This is a genomic window from Flavobacterium frigidimaris (genome assembly GCF_002217275.1).
In the GTDB taxonomy this organism is placed as follows: Bacteria; Bacteroidota; Bacteroidia; order Flavobacteriales; family Flavobacteriaceae; genus Flavobacterium; species Flavobacterium aquidurense.
Map to the genome: position 1 here is coordinate 202,488 of NZ_MUGV01000013.1, position 24,264 is coordinate 226,751.

Sequence of the window (24,264 nt, forward strand, 5' to 3'; positions counted from 1 at the left end):
ATGTTGCGCAACTTTGTAACATCAAAAAATTAATACGATGAAAATTATAATTACAGGTTCTTTAGGGAACATTAGCAAGCCACTAGCCACAGCGTTAGTGCAAAAAGGACACGACATTACGGTAATTACCAGCGATGCCGAAAAACAAACTTCGATTGAAGCTTTAGGTGCCAAAGCAGCCATTGGATCTGTTGAAGATGTAACGTTTTTAACCACAACTTTTACAGGTGCAGATACCGTTTATTGCATGATTCCGCGTGCGAATTATTTCGATCCAAATCTTGATCTCGATGCTTTTACACGTAAAATTGGAAATAATTATGCTGAAGCGATTTCAAAATCAGGCATAAAACGTGTGGTATTTTTGAGCAGCATTGGGGCGCATTTAAAAGAAAATTCCGGGATTATTCAGCGTTATAATGAAATTGAAGCCGTTTTAAAGCAACTTCAGGATGTGTCGATTACGTTTATGCGTCCAACTTCTTTTTATTACAATTTACTGGCTTACATTCCGATGATAAAAAATGCGGGGATTATTGCTGCAAATTATGGCGCAGATCAAATGATACCGTGGGTTTCTCCAAACGATATTGCTGAAGCTATTTCTGAAGAATTAACAACTCCGCCTGACGGGAAAAAAGTTCGTTATGTTGCAAGCGAAGAAGTTACAGGTGATGAAACGGCTCGTATTTTAGGAGAAGCTATTGGAAAACCCGATTTGGAATGGAAATTAATCAGTGATGAAGAAACTTTAAATGGTTTGGTTTCGATTGGAATGCAGCCAAAAATTGCTCAGGGTTTGGTCGAAATGTACGCCGGACTTTACAATGGTCAATTGGGTGAAGATTATTACAATAACCGACCTGCTGTAATGGGAAAAATGAAACTGACAGATTACGCCAAAGAATTTGCTGCGATTTATAATCAAAATTAAGTAACTTGTACTATGGCAAATCAGCAACCTCTCCGTATTAAAACGATAAGCGAATTTCATCAATTTAGAGATTTGCCTAAACCGGAACACCCTCTGGTTAGCGTCTATAATTTTGAAGATCTTAAATATCTTAATGAAGACGAACCTAAGAGTCTGATGCTTGATTTTTATTCGATTGCGCTAAAAAGAAATTCCAATGCCAAAATGAAATATGGTCAGCAGGAATATGATTTTAACGAAGGTGTTTTGATGTTTATATCGCCAGGACAGGTATTTTCTATAGAAGGCAATGCCGAATTACAACATACAGGATGGTCATTACTGATCCATCCTGATTTTTTGTGGAATACACCACTTGCCAAGAAAATCAAACAATACGAATACTTTGGTTACGCCGTTCACGAAGCGCTGCATCTTTCAGATAAGGAAGAAAATATGCTTATTGGTATTATCAAAAATATTCGCCAGGAATATCAGTCTAATATTGACAAATTCAGTCAGGACGTTATTATTGCACAAATTGAATTGTTTCTGACCTATGCCGAACGTTTTTATAACCGACAATTTATTACCAGAAAAATAAGTAACCATCAGATTTTGGAACGTTTAGAAAAACTATTGGAAGATTATTTTACTGATGCTTCTCTGGTAAAAAAAGGATTACCAACCGTACATTATATTGCAGAAAATCTAAATGTTTCGCCCAATTATTTAAGTGGATTATTAAAACTCCATACAGGACAAAGCACACAACAGCATATTCACAATAAATTGATTGAAAAGGCAAAAGAAAAACTTTCGACTACAGATTTATCGATTAGTGAAATTGCTTTTGAATTGGGTTTTGAGCATCAGCAATCCTTCAGTAAGTTATTCAAAACCAAGACCAATATTTCGCCTTTAGAATTTAGACAGTCTTTTAATTGACATCATAATGGAAAAATCCACCAAAATAAAACCTGCAAAAATGTGTTACGAACATATTGGTGGAAAACTCGGTCAATTGCTTGCAGAATTTTTTGCAGATAAGGGCTGGATTGCCAAAAAAAAGCTTTCTGATAAACATTTTTATATTACCGAATCAGGTCAAAAAGAATTCGAAAAATTAGGTCTTGATCTTTCTCAAATCAAATCAGAAAACCTGTAAAAAAACTTCCAATTCACGCTTTATTTCCTTGAAAACCTACTTCTAAATTTCATAACTTAGTTTGTTTTTAATTTTAGAGTCATGACTAAGAAATATATTGCCCAGGAATTTTTAAAACTCGCTGCAAATGGGCATTCACACGAAGCTTTCCGGCTTTATATAGGCGAGAATTTTAAGCACCATAATGCGTATTTTAAAGGCGATGCCAATACTTTAATGATAGCCATGGAAGAGTCTTCAAGAAAAAATCCGAATAAGACTTTTAAAATTCATCATGCCTTAAGAGATGGCGATTTGGTGGCAGTACACTCCTGTGTTAAACAAAATTCAACTGATTTAGGTACGGCAGTCGTGCATATTTTTAGATTTGAAGCAGACAAAATAGTAGAACTTTGGGATTTAGGACAACCGATTCCAAAAGTAACCGTTAACGAAAACGGAGTTTTTTAAAAAAGTTTACAGTCGGAGTTAAACAGTCGCAGTTTGCAGTCGCAGTTTGCAGTTGAAAACAGAGACTAAAATTTGAGACTGAAAACTGTTACTGAAAACTGTTACTGAAAACTGTCACTGAGACTGAGACTGAGACTGAAAACCTGAAACCTGAAACCTGAAACAAAAAAACTAAAAAACCTAAAACCTCTTAATGAACGCCATTACCAGATTCTATTCCCTTCTTTCTATCATTTTTCTATTTTCAAACTGTAATTCATTTGCGCAAAAAAAAGGCAATTATGCCGCCAGTATCGACAGTTTAATTAAAGTTGCCGATCCTAAATTTAATGGTGTAATTCTGATTGCTCAAAACGGAAAAACGTTATACAACAGAGCTTATGGCTTTGAAAATTTTGAAACTAAAAAACCTTTACAATTTGACAGCCAGTTTGAAATTATGTCGAATACAAGACAGATTACAGCTGTTTTAATTTTGAAAGAAGTCGAAAAGGGTTTAATTGATTTGCAGGCGCCAATCAAAAAATATTTACCGGAACTGAAACAAAGCTGGACAGATTCTGTGACCGTTCATCAATTATTAAATCACACGCATGGAATAGTTGACGTAGAAAAACCGCTTTTATTTAAACCGGGAACCGAATTTAAGTACGGAAATTTAGGCTATAGTTTATTGGGAAAAATAATTGAAGTTACTTCTAAAAAAAGTTACTCAGAAATAGCGAATGCGTTTTTTAAAGAATTAAAAATGAAAAATACTTTTTGCTATTCTAAAGATAAAATGAAAGATGTTGTTTCCGGTTATGTTAATACGAATAATGTTTTCGAACCAGTAGAAAAAACAATGATTACGACAGAAAGCATCGCGTCAAATGGTGTTATTTCAACTGTTGGTGATCTGGCAATTTGGAATCAAAATTTACATAAAGGAAAACTGCTAAAACCAGAAAGCTACCAGTTAATGTTTCAATACGATATAACAGCACAACACGGCTTTTTTGGAAGAGAAAAAGAAGGTTATGGTTTAGGCATCAGAATTATTGAAAAAGATGTTATAAAATATGTTGGGCATACCGGTTTAGGAGATGGCTTTTCTTCGGTTAATCTATATATTCCAAAAAGCGATTTAAGTATGATTGTATTGGAAAATCAATCTAATGCTGATATGGATTTATTTTATGCCACGGAAATTAAAATCAGAAACATTCTTTTTAAAAGCGATTTACTTCATTCAAAAAAATAAATCATGGCAAAAAATAAAACGACAGAAACAGAAACCAGTGTTTTAGATTTTATCAACACTTTTGTAGACGATGAAACAAAAAGAAATGACTCTTTTGAGCTTATTAAAATAATGCAGAAAGTAACTGGTTTTGAACCTAAAATGTGGGGACCAAGCATTATTGGTTTCGGAAGCTATCATTACAAATATGCCAGTGGACACGAGGGTGATTCGACACTTGCAGGTTTTTCGCCAAGAAAAGGTGCTATATCATTATATCTTCATCTGACTGCTGAAAACAGAGCGGATTTACTTCCGAAATTCGGAAAATTTAAACCTTCAAAAGGCTGTATCTATGTCAAAAAACTAGCTGATATTGATATTGAAATACTCAAAAAAATGGTTTCGCTTTCTGTTGAAAATTTGAATAAATTATATCCTTCTAAATAAAAAAAAATGATCCTAACCCTAATATTACTTTTACTAGCCTTCCTATTGTATTTTTTATTTCATCCAAGATATGGAAAACAACCTTCTGGCGAAAGACTCGCATTAATACAAAAATCACCTCAATACAAAAATGGAAAATTTGAAAATGAAAGTTTTACTCCGGAACTTGCAGAAGGTTATGGCTATTATGACGTTTTAAAAGATTTTTTCTTTAAAAAGGTTGACCGAAAAATACCAACCGATCTTATTCCTTCAGTAAAAACCAATTTAAAAGAATTGCCTTTAAATCAGGATGTTTTAATCTGGTTTGGACATTCCTCCTATTTCATTCAGCTTGAAGGCAAACGTTTTTTAATTGACCCTGTTTTCAGCGGCAACGCTTCTCCTATTTATGGCACTACAAAGGCCTTTAAAGGAACTGATATTTATACCTATGATGATATTCCGGAAATTGATTATTTGCTGATCACACACGATCATTATGATCATTTAGATTATAAAACCATTATGGAACTGAAACCAAAAATAAAAAAAGTAATTACGGCACTTGGCGTTGGTTCACATTTTGAATTTTGGGGCTTTTCGAAAGAAAATAGTATCGAAAAAGACTGGCATGAAAAAATAGAATTAGATCAGAATTTGACACTTTATACGGCTCCGTCACGACATTTTTCTGGCAGAAGTATCAAACGCTGTAATACACTTTGGACTTCTTTTATTTTAGAAACCAAAGATTTCAAAATGTATTTGGGCGGAGATAGTGGTTATGATTCTCACTATGAAACAATTGGTAATAAATATGGCCCTTTTGATATTGCGCTTATCGATAATGGCCAATACAATCCGGCCTGGAAATACATCCACAATTTACCGGAAGATGTAATAAAAGCGATGAAAGACTTAAAAGCAAAAAGAGTATTTCCGGTACATAATTCAAAATTTCCTTTAGCGCTGCATTCCTGGGATGAACCTTTGATTAAAGTAACCGAATTGAATGCTAATTCAGAAAATCCTATTCCGTTGATTACACCAAAGATTGGAGAATTAGTGGAGTTGAAAAACGAAAATCAAGTGTTTCAACAATGGTGGAAAGGAGTTAGATAGTTTTAGAAAATAGGGAATAGAATATAGAGAATAGAATATAGAATATAGAGAATAGAATATAGAAAATAGAAAATAGATTTTTGATCCAACCTGAAACCTGAAACTTGAAACCTGAAACTAAAAAAACCTTGAAACTAAAAATCAACCTTGTAGCCATTGCCTTTCTGGTAACTTTAAATATATTCTCTCAGAATACGTATGTCTTTTTGGGAAGTTATAACAAAGATAAGAATGCCGAATCAATTCAGATATATCAGTTAGATACCTTAAAAGGAAAACTAACGAAGGTGACTTCGGCAAAAAATGTTATAAATCCGTCCTATTTAACCGTTTCTCCCAACGGAAAATATGTGTATGCCTGCACGGAAACCAAAACACCAAATGACGGAAATGTTAGCAGTTTTGAATTTAATCCTGAAAACAAAACCCTGACTTTTTTAAACAAACAAAAAAGCGGGGGCGAAAACCCGGTTTATGTTTCGGTTCACAAAAGCGGAAAATGGTTGGTGAATGCTAATTATACAGAAGGAAGTGTTTCCGTTCATCCTCTTTTAAAAAACGGAAAAATAGATTCGCTTGCGCAGAATTTTCAATATTCAGATGGAAGCGTTCATAAAGAAAGACAAACCAGATCGCATGTGCATTCGGCTGTCTTTTCGCCTCAAAATGATTATCTTTTTTTACCTGATTTAGGTGCCGATAAAATACGTTGTTATAAATTTGATGAAACGCAAAAACAGCCATTGGTGGAAACAAAAAATCCGTTTACCAAAACAGATTTAGAGGCCGGGCCAAGGCATTTCACTTTTCATCCAAATCAGAAGTTTGGTTATTGTATTGAAGAAATGGCGGGCGCGATTAGTGTTTACCAATACAACGACGGAACATTAAAAAAGATTCAGCGCATTAACACACATCCTGATAAAATCACAGAAGGTTTTGAAAGTTCTGACATTCATATTTCGCCCGATGGAAGGTTTTTGTACGCTACAAACCGGGGCAAAGAAAACAACATTGCCATTTTTTCTATTGACGAAAATGGTATTCTGAAAAACATTGGTTATCAATCGACTTTAGGAAAACATCCACGAATTTTTGCTTTGGATGAAAGTGGAAAATTTCTTGTTGCCAGTAATGTATTAACTGGAAATGTTGTCGTTTTTAAAAGAAACGAAAAAACAGGTTTGCTAAGGAAAATTGGAAACGAGATTAAAATGGAAAACGTTTCTTGTGTTCAGGTTAAAAGGATATAACCAAATTGCGCCAGAATTATAGTATTTATTATTTTTTGTCATTCCGAGGCACGAGGAATCCCCGCAAGTAACTCCACACAGAAAGGCGGACAATCTTTGCAGAGCTACTTGCGGGGATTTCTCCTTCGTCGAAATGACATACTTGATAAATGCCAGTAATCAAATACAAATTTAAAACTTCAAAAATGATAACTACAAATTTCAATTTACAACCCGATTTCTTAGAAAACGAAATCACAAAGTTAATTCCGTTAGAAGAAAAACATTTTGCAGTGTTGTTTAAAGCAGCTTCTGACCCCCTGATTTGGGAACAGAATCCCTCAAAAGACCGATACACAAAAGAAGGTTTTAAAACTTATTTTGACATTATAATTAATAAAAAAGGAGGTTTTTTAATTCTCGATAAACAAACCAGCGAAGTTATGGGAACAACTAGCTTCTACGATTACAATCCCGAAAAATCGAGCGTTGGAATTGGCTACACTTTTATTACAAGAAAATATTGGGGAGGGCCATATAATAAATCAAATAAAAAATTATTGATAGATTATGCTTTTCAGCATGTTAATTCAGTGCTTTTTCATATCGGATCAGAAAATTTTCGTTCGCAAAAAGCCGTTTTGAAGCTTGGAGCAGAAAAAATAAATGATGTGATATTTACTATAAATGGTGTTGACGTGCCGTATTTTGAATATGAATTGAAAAAGAAATGAGAGATTCTTAAGATGAAGATCAAAAAACTTTGATACTTTACTTTTTGCATTTCACATTTCACATAAAAAAAACTAATGAAAAGAATTACTGTCTTCTGCGGTTCAAGTTCTGGAACCGAAGCAATTTATACAGAACAAGCGATTTTACTTGGTCAAACATTTGCCAAAGAAAACATACAACTGGTTTACGGCGGCGCAAATGTAGGTTTGATGGGCGCTGTCGCAGATGGTGTTTTAAATAATGGCGGAAAAGCTATTGGCGTTTTACCCAACTTTTTAAGATCAAAAGAAATTGCGCATCTCGGTTTAACCGAATTGATTTTGGTCGAAAGCATGCACGAACGCAAAACCAAAATGAATGATTTATGTGATGGTGTAATTGCGCTTCCGGGTGGTTTTGGAACATTGGAAGAACTTTTTGAGATGTTAACCTGGGCACAATTGGGACTTCATAAAAAGCCAATCGCGATTCTAAACATCAATGGTTTTTATGATTCTTTAATCAAATTAACTGAAAACATGACTAAAAAAGGTTTACTAAAAGAAGCAAATCAAAAAATGCTTTTGGTTAGTGATACTATTCCCGATTTATTACATCAAATGAGAAATTATACGCCACCTTCAGTTGGAAAATGGATTGATAAGGATGAAGTGTAAAGTATTATTCTTAAATTAGTTACCCGAAAAAAATTATTTCAAGTTTCAAGTTTCAAGTTTCAAGTTTCAAGTTTTAAGTTTTAAGTTTCACAATTCACAATTCACAATTCACAATTAAAGATGAAAACAGAAAATAATAAATACGCGAAAGCCGAAATGCTTATTAGAAAACCTGTTTCAGAAGTTTTTCAGGCTTTTACTGATCCGGAAATCACAAGTAAATTTTGGTTTACAAAAGGCTCAGGCAAATTAAAACAAGATAAAAAAACGGAATGGACCTGGGAAATGTATGGTTTTTCCTTAACGGTCACCACTCATGTTTTACAGGAAAATAAAAAAATTGTAATCGAATGGGGAGGCCCGGAAGAAAGCACTTTGGTGGAATGGGTTTTTACTCCATTAAACGAAAATGAAACCTTTGTGAGCATCACCAATTCTGGGTTTAAAGGAGATTCAGATAAAATAATTGATCAGGTTCGCAATTCAACTGAAGGTTTTACCTTGGTTTTGGCGGGTGCAAAAGCCTATTTAGAACATCATATTTTATTGAATTTAGTTTTGGACAGGTTTCCGAAGGGACTTGCGTAAAAAAAGTTTCAGGTTTCAGGTTTCAAGTTCGTTTCAACCTGAAACCTGAAACCTGAAACAAAAAAAAACTAACAACAATGGAAACAAAAAAACCAGCAAATATTGAGGAATACATTGGCGCTTTTCCAAATGACGTTCAGGAAATTTTGGAGAAAGTCAGGGCAACGATTCAGCAAGCTGCACCAGATGCCAAAGAAAAAATCAGTTATGCTATGCCGGCTTTTGAGCAAAACGGAATTGTAGTTTACTTTGCCGCTTTTAAAAACCATATTGGTTTGTATGCTTTACCCAGTGGTCACGAAGCTTTTGCAGCAGAACTTTCTCAATATAAATCCGGAAAAGGTTCTGTACAATTTCCTTTGAACAAACCAATGCCATTTGATTTAATTACAAAAATTGTAAAATTCAGAGTGAAACAGAATCTGGAGAAAGCGAAAAAGAAATAAAAGCAATGAATTTACAAGAACATTATAGTCAACTTTATACAAAATCTTCAAAAGCTATTTTAGAAGGAAATTCTAAAGTTGATAACCAGATTAATGACGCATCGGATTCCCGATTCGGCATTACACTATTGATTCGTCCAAACGATGAAGTCAAAGCTAAAATTCAGTTGTTTTTAAACGAACTGAGAGCAATTGATTCTAAACAATACTACTATCCTAATTCAGACATTCATATTACGGTAATGTCGATTATTTCCTGTTATGAAGGCTTTACTTTGGCTAAAATTAAGACTGAAGAATATATCGAAATCATTCAAAAAAGTTTACTTGATGTAGATAAAATTAAAATTGAATTGAAAGGCATTACAGCTTCACCTTCGGCAATAATGATTCAGGGTTTTCCAACGGATGAATCTATGAATAATTTAAGAAATACATTACGCGAAAATTTCAAAAAATCAACTTTACAACAGAGTATCGACAGCCGTTATGCCATTGCAACTGCACATTCTACCGTTGTGAGATTTCAGGAAAAACTAGAAAATCCAGAGAAATTAATAGCCGTTACAGAAAAATTTCGAGATTGCAATTTTGGAGAATTTACCGTTACTAAATTAGAATTAGTCTATAATGATTGGTATCAGCGGGAAAGTAAAACAATTAGTCTGGCTGATTTCTATTTATAGTTTTTTTCTTTTTACTTAAACTTTCCAAAATGCCATAAAACACCGGAAGGATCGTGTAAAAAACATTCGCTTCCCCAATCTAAATGACGTGTTGGTGTTAATTTCACTCCGTATTTTTCGGTTAGATTTAAAGCCAAAAGTCCTTGATAATAACGATCGACGTCATCCACTTCTAAGAAAATCATGGTATTTTCTATCCATTCTTTAGCATAATAATCCTGAAGATAAAAAGCAATTTCATCGGTTTTAAAAACAGAAAATTTGGGATCTAAAACCGTTTCTTCAAATCCTAAATCCCGGTAAAAACTTCTGGAGATTTCAAAATCTTTAGCTCCTATGAATGGTCGGATGGATTTAGCTTTATGTTGCATTTTTTTTTAGCTTTAAAATTCAGGAAGTTTTTAGTAAAATTAAGAAAACCAATCAATTCCATTATCCAAACGAACAAGAAAATCTGTAAAAGAAGTACCGATTTCAATATGATATTTGCTATTCAAATCAATAAAAGGGGAAAGAATTATTTTCACATTCTGGTTTTGATCCAATGTTATTCCAATAAATTCTCCACTTCCATTTGATCCAATTCCGATCGTCTGCTGTAATTCTTCTACAATATTATAGCTTATATTGGTTTTAATAATTTCTTCTAAACTCCAGAGATTTATAAACTCAACACCAATAAACTGATCGATTCCATGATAGTTTTCGAGATAAAAAATGTAATCCTCAGGAAGTTTTAACTTCGAATACAATTCAACATCATTTACATTACTAGTTGCGTATACATCTCTTTTCGGAAAACTATATTTTGATATTATCTTTTCTAGAGCCTTCATACCTGAAATTCTGTTTTATAAATTTATATCATTATAATAAACTAAAAACCACTTGTTTCTAATAAGTTTGAATTGCCTTTCAACTTCAAATCCACTATCAGGAATCCAAAATCTTTCAATTACCAGACTATCATTTTTAATCAAACTATGTTCGTACTCATCAATTGTATTTTTTTCTGAAACAGGAATTATCATAAATTCCCAATTCTCTTTAGTCCATTTGTGCCTGTCAAAACCTGAAACTGACAAACCTTCAATTGGAAAATCAATTCTTGAAATTTGAAAAATAGAATCGGAATGAAAACGTATATTAAACTGATTAAATTTTTCGCTTGTTTCAATTTTTGCTGATTTTTTATTTAAATCTGAAGATTTTTTATTTTTATTCTGACAACCAATCAAAACAAGAAATGCTGCCAAAAATAATATTTTAGAATATCTCATAAAATTTTAAACTTACCCCTTCTTCAAAATATTCCCCAAACCGCGACCAATCTGCTCAATAGCTTCAAGACCTTTTGTTAATGGCGTAGCGGTAAAATCTTCATAAGCATCCATGGAAGTTACTTTGTTATCGTCTTGCGGATAGACTAAAATCAAGTTGTTTTCATCGAATGATTTTTCGAATTTTTGAGGTAATTTATCAAAGATCGATTGGTAAGATACAGAACCTTTTCTGGATAAATTAAATACAATCAAATCGGTTGGTTTTATTTCGTCTGAGATAGCATCGAAATCATCCCAGTCTAAAATACTTTTGAAACCTAATTTAGCGTTCAGCTTCAAATAATTGGCAATTTGCTGAATAGATTGGTGTGTTTTGTATTCGGCATAAATTACAATCGGAATACTTAATTCCTGCGATAAGCGAGAGATTTTTTGCATCAAAAGATGAAAACCAACTCCTCTTTCAGAAAAAGGAGGGCAAATGAAAACCAGTCTTTTTTCTTCTATAAAGGTTTTTTCGAAACGACAAATGAATAAACTTTTATCTACATTATTAATAATCGAATCTACATTTTCACCAAAAATTTTATCTAAGAAACCTGTTTTTCTCGGCCAGCCTACAATCACAATATCGGACATAATTTCTTTTGAAGTCCTTGCAATTCCACTAGCAGGATTATGGTCAATTCGGGCAATCGTGTTAATTTTTACTTCAGATGCCGAACCCTGAATTACGAATTTATCAACAGCTTTTCGGTATCTTAAAATGTTCTTTTCGGCCTGATCATTATTCGGAACAATTGTCAATAAAGTAACCGGATTTGATGATTTTTTATCTTTAATCAAAAGCGCAAAATCCAGCAAGCTTGATGTTGCAGAAGTTTTCGCCAACGGTATCAAAATATGTTCGTCTAAAATCTGATCTTTATGGGCATCTTCATGAGAAACTTCTTCTTCGCAAATTGCAATTTTTTTTGCTGCTTTTTCTGTAGCAAAAGAGGCAACAATACACGTAATTAAAATTAAAATAATAGTTCCGTTTAAGATATTTTCATCCAGAATTTCAGCTTTATATCCCACTAAAATAACGGCTAAAGTAGCGGCAGCATGTGCACTACTTAATCCAAAAATAAGCTGTCTTTCGGTTTTGGTATATTTAAAAACAATTTGTGTAAAAAATGCAGCAATCCATTTCCCAAAAATTGCAACGACACTCAATGTTCCGGCTACAATTAAAGCTGTCGGACCACTTAAAATCACACTGATATCTACCAGCATTCCCACTGAAATCAGGAAAAAGGGAATAAATAACGAATTTCCAATAAACTCAATTCTGTTCATCAAGGCTGATGATTGCGGAATTAATGGATTCAACGCCAAACCCGCAACGAATGCTCCAATAATAGGCTCTACTCCTGCTACCTGCGCTAAAAATGCCGCAAAGAAAACTACAGAAAGTACAAAAATATAATGGGCGTGTTTTTCACTTTCCAATTTCTTAAAGAACCATTTGGCAACTCTTGGAATTACTAAAAACATAATGGCAGAGAAGATAGCCAATGAAACTCCTAATTTTATCCAGAAAGCCTGATTCAGATTGCCCTGACTACTTCCCATAATAACAGCAAGAATAATCAAAACCGCAGTATCTGTCAAAATAGTTCCTCCAACCGTAATAGCAACAGCCTGATTTTTGGCAATTCCTAGTTTACTAACAATTGGATACGCCACCAGGGTATGCGTCGCAAACATACTTGCCGTTAAAAAACTGGCGTTAAAATCATATTTTAAAAGGTAGAAACAAACCGGAAAACCAATGGATAACGGAAAAATAAAAGTAAAAAAACCGAATAGTAAACTCTTATTCTTGTTGGCTTTAAACTCATTCATATCGAGTTCTAAACCGGCAATAAACATAATATAAAGTAGTCCAATTGTTGAGAACAGATCTACAGCCGAATTTTTAGCCAAAATATTAAGTCCGTGAGGTCCAATAATTACACCTGAAATAATCAAACCGATAATTCCCGGAATATTAATTTTCTTCAGTAAAATTGGCGATAATAAAATGATAAAAAGTATTAACGAAAAAATCAATACTGGATTGCTAAGTGGCAGTTCAAACTCTTCTAATAAATTTCTGAAAAATTCTATCATAATGTGGTTTTAGCTCCTGTGTGGTATATTAATTGTCCTAAGAAAGACGTTTTCAGCATTCAGACAAAATACCCAAAGTTGCAGTTTATTTCGATTATTAAAAACTAAAAAGATCAGTTTCTTCTAGTAATAGCTTATTTACAAAAATACCTAAAAAAATCCCGAACTTTTTATGAAAGCCCGATATTAAGTAATTAAATTTACTTCTTTGCCAAATTATTAATATTTAATATTTATTTTAACAAAACTGCAAGATTTATAATTGAAATTAAAACATCATTGCATTATTCAATTATCTTTGTCTTAATAAAAATTGTACAATGGAAGAATGTATCTCTGTTTTTGATATGCTTAAAATTGGCGTTGGCCCTTCAAGTTCACATACTTTGGGACCGTGGCGCGCTGCTGAACGTTTTTTAGAAGAGTTAAAAAACGAATCTGTTTTAGAACAAGTTACCAGAGTCAGGGTTGATTTATATGGTTCACTTTCATTAACCGGTAAAGGTCATGCTACAGACCTGGCAGTTATGCTTGGTTTAAGTGGACAGGATCCTGAATACATTCCGGTAGACAATATTGCCGGAATTATTAAAACGATCGAAACGAACAATGAAATCATTTTAGGAAATCAGTTTACGATTCCGTTTTACTTTCTTCAGGACATTGTTTTCAATAAAGACTTTCTTCCTTTTCATGCAAACGGATTAAAATTCACTGCCTATAAAACGGATAATTCTGAATATGAATCTACTTTTTATTCTATTGGAGGAGGTTTTGTTGTTAAAGAAGAACGTACCAACGCCAAGATAAAAGAAGAGATTAAATGTGCTTTCCCCTTCCCGATTCAAAATGCTGTTGAGCTTTTAAACTATACGATTTCAGAAAACAAATTGATCTCAGAGATTGTTTATGAAAACGAAAAATCGATGCGTACTGAAAAAGAAATTCATTCGGAACTAATGCGCATCTGGAATACGATGTTAGAATGTATGTATATTGGTTGCCATACGGGAGGAATTCTTCCCGGCGGATTAAATGTTCGCCGAAGAGCTTTTGATATGCATCAGAATCTAATTGGTTTATCTAATTATAAAGATCCACAATCCTGGCTGGAAGAAATTAGAAAAACCGAAGTTAAATTTCGTCAGATTTTAAAATGGGTAAGTTGTTTTGCACTGGCCGTGAACGAAGTAAACGCATCATTAGGCCGTGTTGTTACTGCTCCAACTAATGGAAGCGCTGGTGTAATTCCGGCTGTTTTAATGTATTATCTGGTAATTGAAAATCACAATGCCGGAGAAAAAGAAATCAAACAATTTTTGATGGTTGCCGGAGAAATTGGAAGTATCTTCAAAAAAGGTTCAACTATTTCTGCAGCAATGGGTGGTTGTCAGGCCGAAATTGGTGTTTCATCCTCAATGGCTGCGGCGGCACTGTGCGAGTTAATGGGCGGAAGTCCTGCTCAGGTATTGATGGCTGCCGAAATTGCAATGGAACATCACCTTGGTTTGACTTGCGATCCGATTGGCGGTTTGGTTCAGATTCCGTGTATTGAAAGAAATACAATGGGCGCTATAAAAGCCATAAATGCAGCTGAATTAGCTTTAGAAACCGATTCTAAAAATGCAAAAGTACCTTTAGATAAAGTAATTAACACAATGTGGCAAACCGCTAAAGACATGAATTCCAAATACAAGGAAACCTCTGAAGGCGGATTGGCAATTGCCGTAAATATGGCCGATTGTTAGAATACTAAGTATATATTGCCACAGATTACAAGATTTAAAAAGATTTCGTAATCTGCACTAATCTTGTAATCTGTGGCAAAAAAAACACAACTTCTATAAAAACCCCATATCCTTATTGAAAAAGACAGTATACTTAGAAGCGTATTTAAAGACAGAAAGCTTTTTTCTGCTGAAATATTCTTCTATTGCTGATTTCAATCTATAATTATTCAATACTTTTACATCTTCAAAAAAATAAACAAAAAACAAAATGTCAGTCGCTAAAAAAGATTATAAAAGAATAACTACAAAATCGTTAATCGAAATGAAAAGTAACGGAGAAAAAATCTCTATGCTTACTGCTTACGATTTTACGATGGCAAAAATTGTTGACACTGCTGGAATCGATGTAATTTTAGTGGGAGATTCTGCATCAAACGTTATGGCAGGTCATGAAACGACTTTACCAATTACTTTAGATCAAATGATTTATCACGCTTCATCTGTAGTTCGTGCTGTCGACAGAGCTTTGGTTGTAGTAGATTTACCTTTTGGAAGTTACCAGTCTGATCCCAAAGAAGCTTTACGTTCGTCTATAAGAATCATGAAAGAAAGTGGCGGACATGCTGTAAAACTGGAAGGCGGAAAAGAAATTAAAGAATCAATCAAAAAAATATTAAACGCAGGAATTCCAGTAATGGGACACTTGGGTTTAACACCACAATCTATCTATAAATTCGGAACTTATAGTGTTCGTGCAAAAGAAGATCAGGAAGCCGAAAAATTAATTGAAGATGCCAAATTACTAGAAAAAATAGGTTGTTTTGCTATTGTTCTTGAAAAAATCCCTGCTGATTTAGCGGAAAAAGTAGCCAAAAGTATTTCGATTCCCGTTATCGGAATTGGTGCCGGTGGTGGTGTTGACGGTCAGGTTTTGGTAATTCATGATATGTTGGGAATGAACAATGAATTCAGTCCGCGTTTCTTACGTCGCTATTTAAACTTATATCAGGAAATGACTTCTGCAATTGGTCAGTATGTTACTGATGTTAAGTCGAGTGATTTTCCGAACGAGAAGGAACAGTATTAATTTTTAAGGTACTAAGGTTCTAAGTTGCTAAGATTCAAAGGTTTTAAAATAAATAGCCTCCAGCTTTAGCTGGAGGACTTTTTTATTAATATAAAAAGGCTTTAGCCGAATTCTTTCAATCCAAAATCTAAGAAGTCTAAGTAAGTCTAAAAATCTAAGCAAGTCTATAATGAAAATAATTTCAGATAAAAATAACCTCCAAATTCTGCACGAAGACAACCACATTATTGTAGTTAATAAGCGTGTAGGCGATATTGTGCAAGGTGATAAAACCGGAGACAAACCTTTATCTGATGTTGTTAAAGAATATATTAAAGACAAATACAACAAACCTGGTGATGTATTTCTGGGTGTGATTCATCGTTTGGATCGACCTACAACCGGAATTGTTGTTTTTGCCAGAACAAGTAAAGCTTTAACACGAATGAACGAAATGTTCAGCAATCGTGAAACGCAAAAGACCTATTGGGCAGTTGTGAAGAATAAACCTCAGGAAACAACTGCCAAATTAGTTCATTATCTTAAAAGAAATGAAAAAAATAATACTTCAAAAGCCCATTTAAAAGAGGTTCCGGATAGCAAAATTGCCAGTTTAGATTATACGGTATTTAAAGAACTTCAAAATTATGTGGCTTTGGAAATTAACCTTCATACCGGTCGTCATCATCAAATTCGTGCGCAATTAGCCGCTATTGGATCGCCAATTAAAGGAGATTTGAAATATGGTTTTGATCGAAGTAATCCCGACGGAGGTATTCATCTTCACGCCAGAAAACTTGTTTTTGTTCATCCGGTTTCTAAAGAAAAAATTACTATAATTGCACCAACTCCTGATGAAACCATTTGGAATGCATTGTGATTTTATGATTTAATTGTTACTTTTTTAAATTTTATCGATTAACTTGCATAGAGTAAAAAAACAAGTTGATCAAAAAATGGACTATAAAAACGACATCGGATACAGAAAAGAAACGCTTAAAAAGTTATTGTACAACATACAAAAAAGCGAAGATTTAATTGTAAAAGCGTTGTACGATGATTTTAAAAAGCCTGAATTTGAAGCTGTATTAACGGAAACAAATTATGTTATCTCAGACCTGAAAGACACCATCAAAAACATTTACAAATGGTCCGGTCGCAAACGTATTTTCCCTTCCCTTCTCAACTTTCCCTCTACCGATTATATTTACAAAGAACCTTACGGAAACGTTTTGGTTATTGCACCATGGAATTATCCTTTTCAATTGGCCTTATGCCCTCTTATAGCAGCAGTTGCAGCAGGTAACAGAGTGGTTTTAAAACCTTCTGAGCTCACCCCGAATACCTCTTCAATCATTGCGAAAATTATTGAAAAAACTTTTCATATCAATCACGTTGAAGTACACGAAGGCGGTGTTGAAGTTTCTGATAAATTATTGGCAAAACGCTGGGATTATATTTTCTTTACCGGAAGTGTTGCTGTTGGTAAAGTTGTTGCCAAAGCAGCAGCAGAAAACCTGACTCCGGTAACGCTCGAATTAGGCGGAAAAAATCCTTGTATTATAGATGAAACTGCCAATTTAAAATTAGCTGCCAAGCGCATTGTCTGGGGAAAATTCATCAATGCCGGCCAAACCTGTATCGCTCCGGATTATATTCTGATTCAAAAAAACATGAAAGTCAATTTTATTACTTTTTTAATTGACGAAATCATAAAATCTTATGGCAAAAAACTAGACAAATCTCCTGATTTTGCCCGTATTATCAACACTAAAAACTTTCTTCGACTAGACAGTATGATCGAGCGTGAAAAAGTAATTTTTGGAGGAGAAACGGATGCAAATAAACTTTTTATTTCGCCAACCTTAATTGAAGAACCCGCACTTGATAGTCCTGTAATGAAGGAAGAAATTTTTGGTCCAATTTTACCTATTCTTACTTATGAGACCGAAGCTGAAATTCATAACGTGATAAGTAAATATGAAAAACCGCTGGCCTTTTATATTTTCAGTGAAAATCATTCTTTCGCCAAAAAACTTATTGCAGATTATTCTTTTGGAGGTGGTTGTATTAACGATACCGTTGTCCATTTTTCAAACAAAAGATTACCCTTTGGCGGAGTTGGCCATAGCGGAATCGGTGCTTATCACGGCAAATTGAGTTTCGATATTTTCTCTCATCATAAAGCTATTGTCAAAAAAGGAAATTGGTTAGATCTGCCTATGCGATATGCTCCTTACAAAGATAAATTAGTTTCTCTCAAACGCTTATTAGACTGGATGTAAGCAAACAAAAAAGTCCTTGTGTATATTTTGTAGATTATCATAGGTAATTGATTAAAAATATTATATTTACGTTTCTGTAATTAACTTAAGCGTAAAAAAAATATAAAACAATTCTACTATTAAAATGAAATCTACACTTGATCAAATCGAAGACATTAAAAATCATGGCCTTTCCCTAGATTTCTCAACTGTCTTTAACCATGCATTCGAAAATTATAAAAAAATAGCTCTTTATTTTGGGCTTATAATTCTAGTTTTTTCAGTTATCTTTTTTTTCGCCCTTTTTAGTGTACTTTTTGCTTACTATGGAGTGGAAAGTATGAGTAAAGATTTTTTTGAAAATTTCGATAGTCAGAAACAAACCTCTGTACAAATGCTTATTTCTCTACTTGCTACTTCGGTAATAAGTGGTCTTGTTGCTCCTTTTAGTGCCGGTTTTCTTAAAATGGCAGACTGTGCCGACAAGGATGAGGAATTTAATGTTGCGACTATTTTTACTTATTATAAAACACATCACTTTTCACAAATATTTACAGTTGGTTTTATCATCGCCATTATTAGCGGTGCAATTTCAACAGTTATAGGGGCTTATTTCAATGAAATGGGCATAATCGGAATGTCATTATTATTAAATTTAATCATATCCTATCTTACCTATTTGGTTATTCCACTGGTAATTTTCGGGAATCTAAAGGCATTAGATGCCTTGAAATCATGTTTACTCATCATTAGTAAAAATCCGTTAATAATTTTTGCCCTGGTTGTTATTGGTTTTATTGGCTCTTTCATCGGTTTCTTTGGATGCTGCATTGGAATAATTTTCACGCTTGCTTTTAATACATCAATGACCTACGCGACTTATTATGGAATTTTTAATATGGAAGAAGAAGATCCAATTGACACGATAGGTCAGTCGGATTTAGAATAAAACGAAGATTCTAAATAAATAAAGAGCCTAACCTACTCTGTTTAGAAAATTCAAAACGCTATTTACTAAACCAAACATACCCCAAATACTATGGTAGCAAACTATAGTTTGTATAATTCACTGCTTTCAGGAATTACCCATTTTGGTAGTACCCTGAAAGCAGTTATTACAAATTGGTATGTGTTTAATCCCGAAATTATTTTCTACAATAATCCAAAGTTCATTGTTTTAGGGTTATCGCTCTTTGGTTTCTTAAGCATTCTGGTTTATCAGTTTTTTAGAATTAAAGCGAAAATTGGTAGTTTTATTGAGAAAAAAAGAGAAACCGACACTGCAAGAAATGAGTATCAGTTGTATATTTTATTTTTTGGTATTGCCGTTATTCTAATTGAAATCATTAACGAAATCTTTAGAATCAGACCAAAAAGTCTTTTACTACTTAATGTTTGTATTGGTGTTTTAGTACTGATAGTTTACGCTCTTACAGATAAAATAAAAGTACTCCGCGATAGAATTCAGGAAATTTTTATTGTTTCCTTTTTCATTTATATAAGTTACGTTGCCCGCAATATTATTTATCTCCCAAATGATGTTGTACCTATTATTACTTTTTTAATTTCCTTTTTCTTTTCTTACAACATTTTAAAACCAATTAAAATTTATTGGGCATTTGTTGCACTCACCTTTACCTTTCTGACTGTAACTATTGTATTTCATTTAATTCCAATTAAATCATCTGTTTTACTAATCAATTTTAGTATTCTGACCTTCGTTATCAATCAGGTAAAGTATGCTGTTTTATTAAACAGCAGGGACAACTTTAGATTTACTAATGAAATTGTTCATAAAGGTAATTCCCTGACAATTGCTACAAATGAAAATGGAGAATTGCTTTTTTGCAGTGAGACCATTACTTCAATTTTAGGCTATCAGCCAGAAGATGTTAAAGGAATGGAATTTTGGAAACTAACAGAAGACCAGGAATTTGATAGCGAAAATTACCAGAAAAATTACATCGACAATAAATTATATATTAGAAAATTAAAAAATAAAAACGGAGAATTTAAATACATTCAATGGAAGGATAAAAAATTCTCAGAAGATTTAATTATCAGTATCGGTCAGGATGTAACAGAGCAAATTATTGTACAGGATCAATACAAAAACCTTATTCAGACTGCGACCGATATTATTTTTGAAATAAGTGCTGACGGGTATTTTACCTTTATCAATGAATTTGGTTTTTCACTTTTAGGCTATGCTGAAAATGAAGTAATTTTACAACATTATTCTAATTTTATTCACGAAGATTATATTAGAAATGCGGTTGATTTCTATGAAAATCTGGAAAAAAATGGCAACAATTATCCCACAATCGAAATTCCGATTATAAAGAAAGCCGGAGGCGAAATATGGATCTCACAAAAAGTAATCGTTCGTAAAAATGATTTAGACGAAATCATTGGTTTTGCTGGTATAGCCCGGGATATTACGGAGATGAAAAATATTGAAAATGAGAAAAAAAGACGTTTAGAAAAAATTGAAGCCTATAATAATTCGACCAAAAAATTATCGACAACAGATTTTCGGGAATATAACAATCTGCAAACCGTAATTGATTCCATAATTAAAGAAGCGGCGACCATTTCAAAAGCAAACAGAGTGAGTTTCTGGAAATTTACGGGCGATGTTATTATTTGCAAAAATTTATTCAGCAGTGATGATCAAAATTTAAGTGATAAAAACATTCTGGACAAGGAATCTTATCCTATTTATTTTGAAACACTAAAAAACAAAGCCATAATAAACGCTCCGGATGTTTTTGACAAATTAGAAACCTCTGAATTTCAGGAAATTTATTTCAAAAAGAATAAAATAAAGTCGATGCTTGATGTTCCTATTTTTTCAAATGGACAATTGGCCGGTGTAGTTTGTTTTGAAAGTACAGGAGAGAAAAGAGATTGGGACAATGAAGACATCAACTATGCCAGAACTATTTCTGATGTCATTTCATTGGCTATTTCTTCGCAGATGCGACTAAAAGCAGAGAAAAAATTAGAGCTTAAAAGTGACTTATTATCGGCATTGGCTTTGTGTACCGAAAAGTTTTTGCTGAGTAAGAGCCTGCAAAAAATGTTTCAGGAGACATTCGATATTATTGGAAAAGCTTCAAAAGTAGATCATATTTTTTATCATGATAAAAATTTCGAGACCAATACTATAAGTCAGCAGTATAAATGGTCGAGAGACGGAATCGCACATCAGATAACCGAATTACAAGATTTTACCGAAGACAATTTAAAAGAAATCATCCTTCATTCTCAAAATAGAAAAGTACTAAATACAAGAACCCGGGATCTGGAAGACACGTTTTTCAAGCAATTACTAATAGCCAACAATATTAAATCCATATTAATATTACCACTGTTTACCAACAATATTTTTTCTGGTTTTATAGGTTTCGATGATTGTACTAAAGAAAGAAAATGGACCGATGATGAAATTTATATTTTCCAGACATTAGCCAATAACATTTCTTCTGCCTTAGACAGAAACAGAAATATTGCCAAAATTAAAGAAAGTGAAGATGCGATTAAAGCCAAAGAACTGGCAGAAGCTGCAAATAAATCCAAGTCTGATTTTTTGGCCAATATGTCACATGAAATCAGGACTCCTCTAAATGGTATTATTGGATTTACTCATTTATTGATGAAGACAAATCTTGAAGAGATTCAGGAAAAGTACATGACGACCATCAATCAATCTGCACATTCGCTTCTTGAAATCATCAATGATATTCTTGATTTCTCTAAAATTGAAGCCGGAAAACTAGAGCTTTTTATTGATCTGTATGATGTTCAAAAAATATTAGGACAAATATTTGATTTGATTATTTACGAATCGAATCAAAAAAATCTTGAACTCGAATTAAATCTCGATCCTGAAGTTCCAAAATACATCTGGACAGACATTGTACGTTTGAAACAAATTTTAATCAATCTTTTATCCAATGCAATCAAGTTTACAAACGAAGGATCGATCAAACTAAGTGTAACTGTTTTAGATAAAAAGTCAGATGAGAATTATATCATTCGTTTTTCTGTCAAAGACACTGGAATTGGAATCTTAGAAAAAAACCAGAAAAAAATATTTAAGGCTTTCTCTCAGGAAGATAGCTCCACAACAAGAAAGTTTGGAGGAACCGGTTTAGGATTAACCATTTCAAATCAATTGTTAGCTTTAATGGAAAGTGGTTTACAGCTTAAGAGCAAAATAAACGAAGGCAGTAATTTTTATTTTGATCTGAACTTAAAAACCAGCCATGAAAGCATTAATGAAAAATTCAAGGAAATTTCTAAACAAAATAATCCCGAATATGCTTTAAGTTATAGTTCTAATCGAAAAAAAGTAAGCATTTTGATTGTAGAAGACAACAAAGTAAATATGCTTCTTTTAAAAACGATTGTCAAAAATTTAAACCTGAATGCTATTATTTTTGAATGCGAAAACGGATATGAAGCCGTCAAACAAATTGAAAATATCAATCCGGATCTTGTTTTTATGGACATTCAAATGCCAATTATGAATGGTTACGAAGCTACAAAAGCAATCAGAATTACTGAAATAGGGAAACGTATACCAATAATTGCCGTAACTGCCGGAGCTGAAAAAGAAGAACGAAATAAATGTTTATCAGCCGGAATGAATGATTATATCTCAAAGCCTATTATAAGAGGCACTGTTGAAGAAGCTATTCGGAAATGGTTAAAATAATTTAAACTAAATTGTTTCTGTTAATGTGTAATTGCTAAAAAATACATAAATTCGTATGAAAGAAAACTTAAAAAAGTTTAAAATCAAAGTATTATGAAATGGTTAGGCAGAAGACAAAGTGATAATGTTGAAGATCGAAGAGGTGTTTCCGGAGGAAAAGTCGCTCTTGGAGGCGGAGTTATTGGTATCATTATTTTGTTATTAAACGTTTTTGGTGGCGAAACAGGTCAAACTGTAGGATCAGCATTAGAACAAATGCAGGGCGGACAACAGCAAACTGAAGCCGCTGCTCCATTGAGCAAGGAAGATGAAGAAATGGGGGATTTTGTGAGAGTGATTCTTGCAGATAACGAAGACATCTGGAGCAAAATATTTGAAGAACAAGGCATAACCTATAAAAATCCGAAGTTGGTACTTTTTAGAGGCTCGGTAGAAACTGCCTGCGGTGGGGCATCATCTGCATCAGGGCCTTTTTATTGCCCGGGCGATCAAAAGGTTTATATGGATTTGGGCTTCTTCGAGGAACTAAAAACTAAATTTGGTGCCAAAGGTGGGGACTTTGCTATTGCGTACGTTATAGCGCACGAAATTGGCCATCACGTTCAAACATTACTTGGAACGTCAGCAAAAATGCGTCAGGCTCAGGAGGGAAAAAGTGAGACCGAAGCAAACAAACTTTCCGTTGCGTTAGAATTACAAGCCGACTTTTATGCCGGAGTATGGACACACTACAATCAGAAAAACTTAGATACCGATGACATCGACGAAGCTTTAAGCGCTGCCAATGCCGTTGGAGATGACGCCATTCAAAGTAAAATGAGCGGACAGGTAGTTCCAGATTCGTTTACACACGGATCATCAGAGCAGAGAATGTACTGGTTTAAAAAAGGTTTTAAAACCGGTGACATTAACCAGGGAGATACTTTTGCAGAAATTAGATAATTTATAAACCAAACTATAATAACCAAGATGAAGCATGACTTAAACGTCATGCTTTTTTTTGATAAATCAAAAAAATAAATTCCCAGATTGAGGGGCTTAACCGCAAGGTGCGCAAAGGTTTTACGCAAGGTGCGCAAATTTTTATTCATAAAGCCTCGCGAACTTAAATACACAGCATAAACACCAATAAAAAAAACACTTTGCGAACTTTGCGATAATTTTTTTAAATTCCAATTTTGAAATCCAAGATTGAGGTACTTAACCGCAAGGTGCGCAAAGGAATTAAGCAAGGTTTGTATTTTTTTTTTCATAAAGCCTTGCGAACTTAAAAACATAGCACAAACACACCAATAAAAAAACACTTTGCGAACTTTGCGATAAATTTTTTTAAATTCCAATTTTGAAATCCAAGATTGAGGTGCTTAACCGCAAGGTGCGCAAAGGTTTTA

At 33.5% G+C, this 24,264-nt stretch carries 24 protein-coding genes; 20 read left to right on the top strand and 4 right to left on the bottom strand.

Going from position 1 to position 24,264, the window contains the following annotated elements; translation table 11 throughout:
* Positions 1-37 precede the first annotated feature (37 nt).
* The 13 genes from B0A65_RS07295 (at position 38) to B0A65_RS07355 (ending at position 9,650) form a co-directional block, all read left to right on the top strand.
* Complete coding sequence (locus tag B0A65_RS07295) at positions 38-934, top strand: NmrA family NAD(P)-binding protein (protein WP_074658664.1); 897 nt, start codon at positions 38-40, stop codon at positions 932-934.
* A gap of 12 nt (positions 935-946) precedes the next feature.
* A complete protein-coding gene (locus tag B0A65_RS07300; RefSeq protein WP_074658666.1) occupies positions 947-1,861 on the top strand; it encodes a helix-turn-helix domain-containing protein in 915 nt (304 codons plus the stop codon).
* Positions 1,862-1,868: 7 nt separating this feature from the next.
* Positions 1,869-2,081 carry an ArsR family transcriptional regulator gene (locus tag B0A65_RS07305; RefSeq protein ID WP_074658668.1) on the top strand — a complete coding sequence of 71 codons (213 nt, stop codon included), beginning with the start codon at positions 1,869-1,871 and terminating at the stop codon, positions 2,079-2,081.
* 81 nt (positions 2,082-2,162) lie between these two features.
* Complete coding sequence (locus B0A65_RS07310) at positions 2,163-2,531, top strand: nuclear transport factor 2 family protein (RefSeq protein ID WP_074658669.1); 369 nt, start codon at positions 2,163-2,165, stop codon at positions 2,529-2,531.
* Between the two features lie 193 nt (positions 2,532-2,724).
* Positions 2,725-3,774, top strand: a complete 1,050-nt coding sequence (locus tag B0A65_RS07315) for a serine hydrolase domain-containing protein (RefSeq protein ID WP_074658671.1) — start codon at positions 2,725-2,727, stop codon at positions 3,772-3,774.
* Positions 3,775-3,777: 3 nt separating this feature from the next.
* Positions 3,778-4,203: a DUF1801 domain-containing protein gene (locus B0A65_RS07320; RefSeq protein ID WP_074658672.1), complete on the top strand. Its 426-nt coding sequence runs from the start codon at positions 3,778-3,780 to the stop codon at positions 4,201-4,203.
* A gap of 6 nt (positions 4,204-4,209) precedes the next feature.
* Positions 4,210-5,307 carry an MBL fold metallo-hydrolase gene (locus B0A65_RS07325; RefSeq protein ID WP_074658674.1) on the top strand — a complete coding sequence of 366 codons (1,098 nt, stop codon included), beginning with the start codon at positions 4,210-4,212 and terminating at the stop codon, positions 5,305-5,307.
* A 128-nt stretch (positions 5,308-5,435) separates the two neighbouring features.
* The gene (locus tag B0A65_RS07330; protein WP_074659226.1) at positions 5,436-6,560 is read left to right on the top strand and encodes a lactonase family protein; all 1,125 of its coding nucleotides are present in this window, start codon (positions 5,436-5,438) and stop codon (positions 6,558-6,560) included.
* Positions 6,561-6,745: 185 nt separating this feature from the next.
* A complete protein-coding gene (locus B0A65_RS07335; RefSeq protein WP_074659227.1) occupies positions 6,746-7,273 on the top strand; it encodes a GNAT family N-acetyltransferase in 528 nt (175 codons plus the stop codon).
* 75 nt (positions 7,274-7,348) lie between these two features.
* Complete coding sequence (locus B0A65_RS07340; protein ID WP_074658675.1) at positions 7,349-7,930, top strand: LOG family protein; 582 nt, start codon at positions 7,349-7,351, stop codon at positions 7,928-7,930.
* Positions 7,931-8,050: 120 nt separating this feature from the next.
* The gene (locus tag B0A65_RS07345; RefSeq protein ID WP_074658677.1) at positions 8,051-8,518 is read left to right on the top strand and encodes an SRPBCC family protein; all 468 of its coding nucleotides are present in this window, start codon (positions 8,051-8,053) and stop codon (positions 8,516-8,518) included.
* 77 nt (positions 8,519-8,595) lie between these two features.
* On the top strand, positions 8,596-8,964 hold the full coding sequence (locus B0A65_RS07350; protein WP_074658679.1) for an iron chaperone: 369 nt from the start codon (positions 8,596-8,598) through the stop codon (positions 8,962-8,964).
* A 5-nt stretch (positions 8,965-8,969) separates the two neighbouring features.
* Positions 8,970-9,650 carry a 2'-5' RNA ligase family protein gene (locus B0A65_RS07355; RefSeq protein WP_074658681.1) on the top strand — a complete coding sequence of 227 codons (681 nt, stop codon included), beginning with the start codon at positions 8,970-8,972 and terminating at the stop codon, positions 9,648-9,650.
* Between the two features lie 11 nt (positions 9,651-9,661).
* Here the strand turns inward: B0A65_RS07355 and B0A65_RS07360 are convergent, their stop codons facing one another.
* Genes B0A65_RS07360 through B0A65_RS07375 form a run of 4 tightly spaced genes read right to left on the bottom strand, consistent with a single transcriptional unit; the run spans position 9,662 to position 13,090 of the window.
* On the bottom strand, positions 9,662-10,021 hold the full coding sequence (locus B0A65_RS07360) for a VOC family protein (RefSeq protein WP_074658682.1): 360 nt from the start codon (positions 10,019-10,021) through the stop codon (positions 9,662-9,664).
* Positions 10,022-10,060: 39 nt separating this feature from the next.
* Positions 10,061-10,486, bottom strand: a complete 426-nt coding sequence (locus B0A65_RS07365) for an SMI1/KNR4 family protein (RefSeq protein WP_074658684.1) — start codon at positions 10,484-10,486, stop codon at positions 10,061-10,063.
* Between the two features lie 15 nt (positions 10,487-10,501).
* Positions 10,502-10,906, bottom strand: a complete 405-nt coding sequence (locus B0A65_RS07370; protein WP_123890295.1) for a hypothetical protein — start codon at positions 10,904-10,906, stop codon at positions 10,502-10,504.
* A gap of 36 nt (positions 10,907-10,942) precedes the next feature.
* The gene (locus B0A65_RS07375; protein WP_074658687.1) at positions 10,943-13,090 is read right to left on the bottom strand and encodes a cation:proton antiporter; all 2,148 of its coding nucleotides are present in this window, start codon (positions 13,088-13,090) and stop codon (positions 10,943-10,945) included.
* A 320-nt stretch (positions 13,091-13,410) separates the two neighbouring features.
* Between B0A65_RS07375 and B0A65_RS07380 the strand changes: the two genes are divergently transcribed.
* The 7 genes from B0A65_RS07380 (at position 13,411) to ypfJ (ending at position 23,815) form a co-directional block, all read left to right on the top strand.
* The gene (locus B0A65_RS07380) at positions 13,411-14,838 is read left to right on the top strand and encodes an L-serine ammonia-lyase (protein WP_074658689.1); all 1,428 of its coding nucleotides are present in this window, start codon (positions 13,411-13,413) and stop codon (positions 14,836-14,838) included.
* A gap of 250 nt (positions 14,839-15,088) precedes the next feature.
* Positions 15,089-15,907 carry a 3-methyl-2-oxobutanoate hydroxymethyltransferase gene (gene panB, locus B0A65_RS07385; protein WP_074658691.1) on the top strand — a complete coding sequence of 273 codons (819 nt, stop codon included), beginning with the start codon at positions 15,089-15,091 and terminating at the stop codon, positions 15,905-15,907.
* Positions 15,908-16,076: 169 nt separating this feature from the next.
* Positions 16,077-16,766, top strand: a complete 690-nt coding sequence (locus B0A65_RS07390) for an RluA family pseudouridine synthase (protein WP_074658692.1) — start codon at positions 16,077-16,079, stop codon at positions 16,764-16,766.
* 76 nt (positions 16,767-16,842) lie between these two features.
* Positions 16,843-18,171: an aldehyde dehydrogenase gene (locus B0A65_RS07395; protein ID WP_074658694.1), complete on the top strand. Its 1,329-nt coding sequence runs from the start codon at positions 16,843-16,845 to the stop codon at positions 18,169-18,171.
* A 319-nt stretch (positions 18,172-18,490) separates the two neighbouring features.
* Positions 18,491-19,099, top strand: coding sequence for a hypothetical protein (locus B0A65_RS07400; RefSeq protein WP_242670249.1), 609 nt, complete (start codon positions 18,491-18,493; stop codon positions 19,097-19,099).
* Between the two features lie 90 nt (positions 19,100-19,189).
* Positions 19,190-22,873: a response regulator gene (locus tag B0A65_RS07405; protein ID WP_074658698.1), complete on the top strand. Its 3,684-nt coding sequence runs from the start codon at positions 19,190-19,192 to the stop codon at positions 22,871-22,873.
* A gap of 93 nt (positions 22,874-22,966) precedes the next feature.
* The gene (ypfJ, locus tag B0A65_RS07410; RefSeq protein ID WP_074658700.1) at positions 22,967-23,815 is read left to right on the top strand and encodes a KPN_02809 family neutral zinc metallopeptidase; all 849 of its coding nucleotides are present in this window, start codon (positions 22,967-22,969) and stop codon (positions 23,813-23,815) included.
* The last annotated feature ends 449 nt before the right edge of the window (positions 23,816-24,264 follow it).